General features: G+C 43.3%; 8 protein-coding genes. All 8 read left to right on the forward strand.

Features of this window, described 5'->3' with window-relative positions; genetic code table 11:
- On the forward strand, positions 1–489 hold a 489-nt coding region (gene ilvN / locus WB217_RS05755), incomplete at its 5' end, for an acetolactate synthase small subunit (RefSeq protein ID WP_423991509.1).
- A gap of 172 nt (positions 490–661) precedes the next feature.
- A complete protein-coding gene (gene ilvC / locus WB217_RS05760) occupies positions 662–1,684 on the forward strand; it encodes a ketol-acid reductoisomerase (RefSeq protein WP_423991511.1) in 1,023 nt (340 codons plus the stop codon).
- Positions 1,671–3,209 (forward strand): 2-isopropylmalate synthase, encoded by a 1,539-nt coding sequence (locus WB217_RS05765; RefSeq protein ID WP_423991513.1) that lies wholly within the window; start codon positions 1,671–1,673, stop codon positions 3,207–3,209. The genes ilvC and WB217_RS05765 overlap by 14 nt, the downstream gene beginning before the upstream one ends.
- Positions 3,210–3,247: 38 nt before the next feature.
- A complete protein-coding gene (gene leuB, locus WB217_RS05770; RefSeq protein ID WP_423991515.1) occupies positions 3,248–4,360 on the forward strand; it encodes a 3-isopropylmalate dehydrogenase in 1,113 nt (370 codons plus the stop codon).
- 37 nt (positions 4,361–4,397) lie between these two features.
- Positions 4,398–5,807: a 3-isopropylmalate dehydratase large subunit gene (gene leuC / locus WB217_RS05775; RefSeq protein WP_423991517.1), complete on the forward strand. Its 1,410-nt coding sequence runs from the start codon at positions 4,398–4,400 to the stop codon at positions 5,805–5,807.
- A gap of 90 nt (positions 5,808–5,897) precedes the next feature.
- Positions 5,898–6,503, forward strand: a complete 606-nt coding sequence (leuD, locus tag WB217_RS05780) for a 3-isopropylmalate dehydratase small subunit (RefSeq protein ID WP_423991519.1) — start codon at positions 5,898–5,900, stop codon at positions 6,501–6,503.
- Between the two features lie 496 nt (positions 6,504–6,999).
- Positions 7,000–8,016: a tetratricopeptide repeat protein gene (locus WB217_RS05785; RefSeq protein WP_423991521.1), complete on the forward strand. Its 1,017-nt coding sequence runs from the start codon at positions 7,000–7,002 to the stop codon at positions 8,014–8,016.
- 158 nt (positions 8,017–8,174) lie between these two features.
- Complete coding sequence (gene tig / locus WB217_RS05790; protein WP_423991523.1) at positions 8,175–9,464, forward strand: trigger factor; 1,290 nt, start codon at positions 8,175–8,177, stop codon at positions 9,462–9,464.
- The last annotated feature ends 114 nt before the right edge of the window (positions 9,465–9,578 follow it).

Raw genomic sequence — 9,578 nt, forward strand, 5'->3', positions numbered from 1 at the left:
TTGAACAGGCCGGGAGTCTTGAACCGGATTACCAATTTGTTTACGAAAAGAAATTATAATATTGAAAGCATTTCAGTAGGCCCGACGGAGCATGAAGGTGTTTCGAGAATGACGTGTGTTGTCCATGTTGAGGACGATCGAATGGCTGAACAAATTACCAAACAGCTGAATAAGCAGATCGATGTCCTGAAGGTTGCCGATATCAGCGACCAGGCTGTTGTGGCAAGGGAGCTTGTACTCATGAAAGTTCCGGTACTGCCGCATAATCGTTCAGAAATCTATTCAATCATTGAGCCATTTCGAGCTTCAGTGATTGATGTCAGCAAGGATAGCATTATCATCCAGTTAACAGGCGAATCAGAAAAAATTGAAGCCTTCATCGAATTAATCAAACCCTATGGAATTAGGGAAATGGCACGGACCGGAACAACAGCGTTTCCAAGAGGCTACCAGCCTGGAAACCAGCAAAAAGCTCTTTCGTTTGTATAGGATCTATTGGTAATTGCTTTTGAATCAAACGTGAATTCTATTTTTGCACCTCTTAAAAGCTCGTTAAACCAGTTTCGTACTGGAACTAAGTACTTAAATCAAATTCAGATGCAGAATCAAGTAACGTAGTGAAATTCCAAAATAATATGGAGATAAGAAGGGGAGACGGAAAATGGCAAAAATGTATTATAACGGTGATGCAAACGAGACTTATTTTAACGGAAAGAAAGTGGCGGTTGTCGGATATGGATCCCAGGGGCATGCCCATGCGCAAAATTTAAGAGACAGCGGTGTTGAGGTTGTAGTTGGTCTTAGAAGAGGAAAGTCATGGGAAAAGGCCGAACAGGATGGCTTTGAGGTCAAAGCTGTTTCTGAGGCGGTGGCTCAATCGGATGTGGTTATGATCCTCTTGCCAGATGAACTTCAGACATCCGTTTACAAGGAAGAAATCGAACCACAGCTGACAAATCAGGCTCTCATGTTTGCCCATGGATTCAATATTCATTTTAACCAGATCGTTCCTCCAGAGAATTGTGATGTGTTACTTGTTGCACCTAAGGGCCCAGGTCATCTTGTCAGAAGGACTTACGAGGAAGGTGCAGGTGTGCCGGCGCTGTTTGCGGTCCATCAGGATGTAACAGGAGAAGCAAGGGAATTGGCGCTTGCCTATGCAAAAGCGATTGGTGCCCTAAGAGCAGGTGCATTGGAAACTACTTTCAAAGAAGAAACTGAAACAGATTTATTCGGAGAACAGGCTGTCCTTTGCGGCGGACTTACTTCATTAGTAAAAGCGGGATTTGAAACTCTAGTTGAAGCAGGCTACCAGCCAGAACTGGCCTATTTTGAAACGATGCATGAATTGAAGCTTATTGTTGACTTAATGTACGAAGGCGGACTTGAAGGAATGCGTTATTCTATCTCAGATACTGCACAATGGGGAGATTTCGTCAGCGGACCGAGAGTTGTTAATGATCAGGTAAAACAAGAAATGAAAAGCGTTCTGAAGGATATCCAGGATGGCAAATTCGCCGAAGGATGGATTGCCGAAAATAAAGCCAGCCGACCTGTTTTCAATGCAATTAATGAAAAGGAGAACCGTCATCAAATTGAAGAGGTTGGAAGAGAACTCAGAAAGATGATGCCTTTTGTCAATAAACAAAAGCAGAGAGAAGTGGCTGCCAGTGCGAAGAATTAAAATTTTTGATACAACATTGCGGGATGGAGAGCAATCGGCCGGAGTGAATCTTAATTTTACCGAAAAGCTTGAAATAGCGAAACAGCTGGAAAGGCTGAATGTAGACATTATTGAAGCTGGATTCCCTGCAGCGTCTAAAGGAGATTTTGCATCTGTAGCGGAAATTTCCCGGGCGATCAAAGGATGTTCTGTAACGGGGCTGGCAAGATCGGTTTTATCTGATATTGATGCAGCATGGGAGGCTTTAAGATATGGTGCGGAGCCAAGGCTTCACTTATTTATTGCCACTTCACCCATTCATAGGGTGCATAAGCTGAAGCAGACAAAAACGGAAGTGATTGAAACAGCTGTAAGAACTGTAAAATACGCGGCTGCCAAATTCCCAGTTGTCCAGTGGTCAGCAGAGGACGCATGCCGGACAGAACTTGAATATTTGGCTGAAATCGTGGAAGAAGTGATCAAGGCAGGGGCAAAGGTCATTAATATACCTGATACAGTGGGGTATATTTCGCCAATGGAATACGGCAATATCTTTAAGTATTTGCAAGAGAATGTTCCTTCTATTAATAAAGTTGAACTTTCGGCACACTGCCATGATGACCTGGGGATGGCAATTGCCAACTCACTGGCTGCTGTATCAGCGGGCGCTGCCCAGGTAGAAGGGACAATCAATGGGATTGGAGAGAGAGCTGGTAATGCAGCTTTAGAAGAATTCGGTGTTGCCCTCCATATCCGAAAAGATTTTTATCAGGCCGAGACGAAAATGAACCTAAACGAAATCAGCAGAACTAGCAGTCTCGTCAGCAAGTTGACAGGAATGATTGTCCCAGCTAATAAAGCGGTGGTAGGAAGAAATGCATTTGCCCATGAATCAGGAATCCATCAGGATGGTGTTTTAAAAGAGAAAACAACCTATGAAATCATTTCACCAGAGCTGGTTGGCCTGCAAAATAACTCGATGGTTCTCGGGAAGCATTCTGGACGGCACGCATTCCGGAACCGTCTGAACGAAATTGGCCTGTCAGTACCTGATCAGGATATTAACCATCTATTCGCGGTATTCAAGGAGCTGGCAGACCGTAAAAAGGAAATGACCGATGAGGATTTGGCAGCAATCATCTTGGAAGAGACGCTGTCAAAAGAACAGCAGTATTATCGCTTGAATTCAATCCAAGTGCAGTATGGGACCAACCAGGTTCCTACGGCAACCGTTTCTCTTTCCGGCTGTCAAAATGAATTAATCCAGGAGGCATCGACAGGTTCTGGCAGTATAGAAGCTTTATATAACACACTTGAAAAGTGCATGAAGGAATCTGCCAATTTGCTCGATTATCGGATCCAATCAGTTGGTGCTGGCAGGGATGCTCTTGCCCAGGTATATGTAAAACTTAAATTTGCAGGAACAGAGACAAGCGGAAGAGGTCTTGCGCAGGATGTTCTGGAGGCTTCAGCAAAAGCTTATTTAAACGCTGTCAACAGGGTTCTATATATGGAAGAAAACAAAAAGATCGCAGTGAATGGTTAATTAATTAAAATACCATATAAAAAATGGAGGCGAAAGTTATGGAAAAAAGGATCGCAGTCCTGCCAGGTGATGGAGTAGGCAAAGAAGTAAGCAGGGGGGCGGTCAGTATCCTCCGGGCAGTAGGGGAGCTTTATGGACATAAATTTCAATTTTCATATGGCGATATTGGCGGAGGGGCAATCGATGAATTCGGCACACCGCTTCCGCAGCAGACAATCGATCTTTGCAAAGCAAGTGATGCAGTACTTTTAGGAGCAGTAGGAGGGCCTAAATGGGATATGCTGCCGGGACATCTCCGCCCAGAAAAGGGGCTGCTGAAAATCAGGAAAGACCTTGGTCTGTACGCCAATGTTCGTCCTGTTCAATACTATTCTAGTATTTCAGGGGTATCACCGCTTCGCAAGGAAGTGATTGAAGGAGCTGATATGGTCGTTGTCAGGGAATTGACAGGAGGGCTATACTTTGGCAAACCGAGTGAGAGAACGATGCAAAAAGGCGAGGCATCTGTAGTAGATACGTTATTTTACCAGAAAAAAGAGATTGAGAGAGTAGTTCGGTACGCATTTAAGTTAGCTTCAAGCCGAAGAGGCAAAGTAACATCCGTGGATAAAGCGAATGTTTTGGAATCAAGTCGAATGTGGAGGGAGACGGCAGAAGAGGTGGCCCGGGATTTTCCGAAGGTGCAGCTGGAGCATATGCTTGTTGATAATGCGGCCATGCAGCTCATTAAAAATCCGCGACAGTTCGATGTTATCGTGACTGAAAATATGTTTGGTGACATCTTGAGCGATGAAGCTTCCGTTTTGACTGGCTCGCTTGGCATGCTGCCATCTGCAAGTGTAGCTCTTGGTGGTCCATACTTATATGAACCGATCCATGGCTCAGCTCCGGATATCGCTGGACAGAACACGGCTAATCCAATTGCGATGATTCTATCAGCAGCGATGATGCTTAGAATGTCATTCGGGATGGAGGAGGAAGCTGAAGCGGTTGAAAATGCGGTTATCCAGGTGCTTGATGCTGGAAGCAGGACTCGAGATATTGCTGATTTTGGGAATGTTTCGGTAAGTACGGAGGAAATGGTTGAGGAAATTAAAGCAGCTCTGCTCGATAATGAAGCAATCTGCAATATAATGAGCGCATATGCCTAATTATATCTGAATTTTCAAAAATAGGAGGAGGCTGCTTGTGGGAAAAACAATCATCGATAAAATTTGGGAAAGCCATGTTGTTCACCGGGAGGAAGGAAAGCCGGACCTCATCTATATAGATTTGCATCTTGTCCATGAGGTAACTTCCCCGCAGGCTTTCTCGGGACTTAAAATGAAAAACCGTCCAGTGCGGAGGCCAGATCTTACCTTTGCAACAATGGACCATAACGTTCCAACGATCAACCGCAGCCAGATTCATGATCCGGTGGCTAAAAACCAGATGGATACGCTAAGGACAAATTGTTTGGAGCACGGAATACAACTAGCTGATCTGGATAGTCCTGAGCAGGGGATTGTTCATGTAATCGGACCTGAGCTTGGATTGACGAAACCGGGGATGACCATAGTGTGCGGAGATAGCCATACATCCACGCACGGAGCCTTTGGATCTTTAGCCTTTGGGATCGGTACCAGTGAAGTTGAGCATGTCCTCGCCACGCAAACCCTGTGGCAGTCAAAGCCTAAGACGTTGAAGGTGGAGGTTTCCGGAACTCTAGGGCCCGGAGTCAGCGCCAAGGATGTCATTCTTTTTGTCATCAGCAAATATGGTGTCAACTTTGGAACGGGTTATGTAATTGAATTCGGCGGAGATGTCATCAAAGCGATGTCGATGGAAGAGAGGATGACCATCTGTAATATGTCGATAGAAGGAGGGGCAAAGGCCTCACTTGTCGCGCCGGATGCTACAACTTTTGCTTATTTAAACGGCAGGAAGTATGTCCCTGAAGGTGATGCTTTCCTAGATTCGATTCTGGACTGGAAGCAGCTTGCCTCAGATGAGGATGCAGAATACGATCATTTCATTGCGGTTGATGGAAACGAAATCGCCCCAATGGTCAGCTGGGGTACGAACCCATCCATGACAGTCACTGTCACAGGAAGAGTTCCGTTTTTGGATGAATGTGAATCGGAAGCTGAAAGAAAGTCTGTCCAGAGAGCATTTGAATATATGGGTCTTGAAGAAGGACAGCAAATTGCAGATGTAGAAGTCACAAAGGTTTTTATTGGATCTTGTACAAATTCCCGGCTTGAGGATCTCAGGGCTGCTGCTGAAATTATTAAAGGGAAAAGTGTGGCTCCTGGAGTCCAGGCCATTGTCGTTCCCGGCTCGCAAAATATAAAAAAATTAGCGGAAGCAGAAGGAATTGACAAGCATTTTTTGGATGCAGGATTTGAGTGGCGAGAATCGGGCTGCAGTATGTGCTTGAGCATGAATGCCGATATAGTAGGACCTCAAGAACATTGTGCATCCACATCAAACCGGAATTTTGAGGGGAGACAGGGAGCCGGGGCACGGACCCACCTTGTCAGCCCTGCAATGGCAGCCGCAGCTGCACTGCATGGACGCTTTGTCGATGTCAGATCAATGGTTGGAGCCATGATTTAAAGTGCCTGCTTCTAATGGAAGATTATTTGGATAGGAAGGCAGCAAGCCCACAAGAAAATATGAATAGAGCCCTGCGGAAAGGAGCCTGATATGTCGAGTTTTAAAGAATGGACCGGAAAAGCTGTAGGAATGGACCGGACAAATGTTGATACCGATCAGATCATCCCCAAACAATTTCTTAAAAGAATAGAGAAAACTGGTTTCGGAGAGTTCTTGTTTTTTGACTGGCGTTTTAATCCGAATGGAGAGCTGAATGAGCATTTTGAACTCAACCAGCCAGAGAATGATGGTGCATCCATTTTAATCGCGAATGAGAATTTCGGCTGCGGGTCATCAAGGGAACATGCTCCATGGGCATTGCAGGATTATGGCTTCAAGGTTTTGATTGCTCCCTCCTTTGCCGATATTTTTCGCCAAAACTGTCTAAAGAATGGAATTCTCCCAATTGTTTTAAAAGAAAATGAAGTTACCTATCTACTAAAGCAAGCCGGGGAACAGCCGTATGAATTGACGGTTTCATTAGAAACAAAGTCGGTTTCTGACAAAAATGGATTTGAAACTACTTTTGACATTCATCCATACTGGTACAATATGCTCCTGAATGGCTGGGATGAAATAGAATTGACTTTACAGCTAGAAGATAGCATTGAAGCATATGAAGAAAATCAATCACAGAAAAGGGAACGAATTGGATGAAAAACAGACAGATTCACAGGCATGGCTTGTGAATCTTTTTGTTTTTTCAATAATTCATGCTAAACTTACTTCAATAAAAAGCTCTTTCTAAAATCATGATCATTTTTATCTCTTTCTTTGGAACTTATCTAAGTGTATGTTCTTTTAAAGTTAGTTGATTTAGGTACACTGTTGATTGGAGTGAAAAGCTAGTACTTGGATCAAAAATCAAAAACCAACTTTAAGACAGCCTCACCATAAAATAAGAAAAGGTTTTTTAAAATCACATGTCGAAAAGAAGTTGATTGGAACGGAAGGTGCGAGACTCCTGCGGGAGCAGCGGGACAGGTGAGGCCCCGCAAACGCGAGTAGCGCCGAGGAGACTCACCGCACGCTCCGCGGAAAGCGAGCATCCTGGAGTGGAAATCAACCACTCCTTAAATAGCAATAAAGTTTACGAAAAGAGCAAATAAAATTATTTAATTTCCAACAAAAATGATAGTTAGGCGGTATGTTTATGAATAAACGGGATTCGAAAAAGGACAATGTGATCCTGTTTCCCGGTCTGGAAAAGCGCCTGTTAGAGAAGGGGCTTGACTACCTCAAGCAGAAAAAATACAGGGATGCCATTCAATTTCTTGAGCAGGCTCTGGTGCATGACCCGGAGAACAGCGATATTTATGTGGGCCTGGTCCTGGCTAACTTTGAGGCTGGTTATGTAAAGCAAGCGAAACAGATTGCGGCGCAGATGCTTCGAAGCGGTTTGGGTGATTACATTCAAGTAATCGATTTATACTTGATGATTCTTGTACAGCTGAATGAATATGATGAAATTGTTTCTACTATAGAGGCCCTTCTTGATGAAAAGGAAATTCCTGCAGATAAGCAGGAACATTTTACAAGAATGCTTGAATTCGGCAGAAGGATGCTCGAAGGCGGACCAGAAATGGAAGAAGCGACTGATGGGGAACCAGAAGGAGTGTCCCTGGGTTTATTCGATCTGCAGGATCCAAAAGATCAGGTTATGATTGCAGCAAGGCTGACGAAAGAAAATATCCGTCCTTACATAAAAGAAATAAAAGAGTACTTAGCCTCAGAACAGGGCCACCCTTTTCAAAAAACAATGCTCCTTAATATATTGAAAGAACAGGAATATGCAGAAGAGACCGATGTCCGTAAATTCGGCTGGGAAAAATCGTTCATTCCCTCAAGACTTCTAGACCTGAAGGATTATATCGCAATGAATGATGTCATCCAAATACTCGGGGACGAATTAGAGAATGCTGATCCAGTTCTATTTGAGAATATATTAAGTTTAATTGAGAGACATTTCTTCCTGATCTATCCTTTTGATTTGCCAAACGGAGGGGCAGAAGCATGGGCGGCTGCCTATCATTTTATGGCCAATGAATATTATGGATTTGATGAACCTCTTGAGTCTTTTGTTGAATTGTATACAAGTTTTGAGGAAGAAACCGGGCAGGTTCTGGCTTTTATCAGGATGCTAGAAGAAATTTCTTATCCGATAATATAGTCCAAGCTGTTGAAACGAAATAAACCTGTGTTATAATGTAGTGGTTGTATTATGTAAAAATCATTCTATTTTACATCTAATCTGGAATATTACTTGGTACACAAGAGTATTCATCGTCGAATGAAACATGACAATAGATTATTGTTGGAGGGAACTGTATGTCTGCGAAATTAGAAAAACTAGAAAAGAACCAAGCGGTTCTAACAATTGAAGTAGATGCAGAAAAAGTAAACCAAGGTTTAGACGCTGCATTCAAAAAGGTCGTTACAAAAGTTAACGTACCTGGATTCCGTAAAGGGAAAATGCCTCGCCAAATGTTTGAAAAGCGTTTCGGCGTAGAATCTTTATACCAGGATGCAATTGATATCCTTCTTCCTGAAGCATATGCAAATGCAATCGTTGAAACTGGAATCGAGCCAGTTGACCGTCCTGAAATCGATGTTGAACAAATCGAAAAAGGCAAGAGCATGATTTTCAAAGCTACTGTAACGGTTAAGCCTGAAGTGAAGCTTGGCGAATACAAAGGCCTTGAGGTTGAAGCATTCGATACAAACGTAACTGACGAAGAAGTTGAAAACGAACTAAAATCATTGCAAGAGAAGCAGGCAGAGCTTGTTGTTAAAGAAGAAGGCACTGCTGCAGAAGGCGACACTGTTGTTATCGATTTCGAAGGATTCGTTGATGGCGAAGCTTTCGAAGGCGGAAAAGCAGAAAACTATTCACTTGAACTTGGTTCAGGTTCATTCATTCCTGGCTTCGAAGAACAGCTAGTTGGAACTGCTACTGGCGAAGAGAAGGATGTAGAGGTATCTTTCCCTGAAGAGTACCATGCAGCTGAACTTGCTGGAAAGCCAGCTACTTTCAAAATTAAGCTTCACGAAATCAAAGGAAAAGAACTTCCAGCTCTAGATGATGAGTTCGCTAAAGATGCTGATGAAGAAGTTGAAACTTTAGATGCTCTTAAAGCTAAAATCAAAGATCGTTTAACTCACGACAAAGAGCACCAAAAAGAACACCACGTTCGTGACACAATCGTAGAAAAAGCGGCAGCAAATGCTGAAATCGAAGTTCCAGATGCAATGGTTGACACTGAAGTTGACCGCATGATCAACGAATTCGAACAGCGCCTGCAAATGCAAGGTATGAACCTTGAGCTTTACTTCCAGTTCTCTGGTCAAGACGAAGCTGCTCTTCGCGGCCAAATGAAAGAAGAAGCTGCAACACGCGTACGTGTTAACCTAACTCTAGAAGCTATCGCAAAAGCTGAAAACATCGAAGTTACTGATGAAGAAGTGAATGCAGAGCTTGAGAAAATGGCTGAAATGTACAACATGACTGTTGATAACATCAAAGCTGCACTTGGCGGAAGCCTGGATGGAATCAAAGGCGATCTTCAAATGAAAAAAGCCGTTGATTTCCTTGTGGAAAACAGCAAAACTGTTGCATAATAGAATCAGGATATATAGAGACAAGGCGCGAGTGATCGTGCCTTGTTTTCTACAATAAAAACATATAGTTAAAAACAATATACATACATAATTTTTTAGCAATTTCCCATATGC

Source organism: Mesobacillus sp. (assembly GCF_049588175.1).
GTDB lineage: Bacteria > Bacillota > Bacilli > Bacillales > Cytobacillaceae > Mesobacillus.

Bases quoted from the DNA above. Each gene is read 5' to 3' on its own strand.
- ilvC (WP_423991511.1), top strand. From the start codon at position 662: ATGGCAAAAATGTATTATAACGGTGATGCAAACGAGACTTATTTTAAC.
- leuB (WP_423991515.1), top strand. From the start codon at position 3,248: ATGGAAAAAAGGATCGCAGTCCTGCCAGGTGATGGAGTAGGCAAAGAA.
- leuD (WP_423991519.1), top strand. From the start codon at position 5,898: ATGTCGAGTTTTAAAGAATGGACCGGAAAAGCTGTAGGAATGGACCGG.
- WB217_RS05785 (WP_423991521.1), top strand. From the start codon at position 7,000: ATGAATAAACGGGATTCGAAAAAGGACAATGTGATCCTGTTTCCCGGT.
- tig (WP_423991523.1), top strand. From the start codon at position 8,175: ATGTCTGCGAAATTAGAAAAACTAGAAAAGAACCAAGCGGTTCTAACA.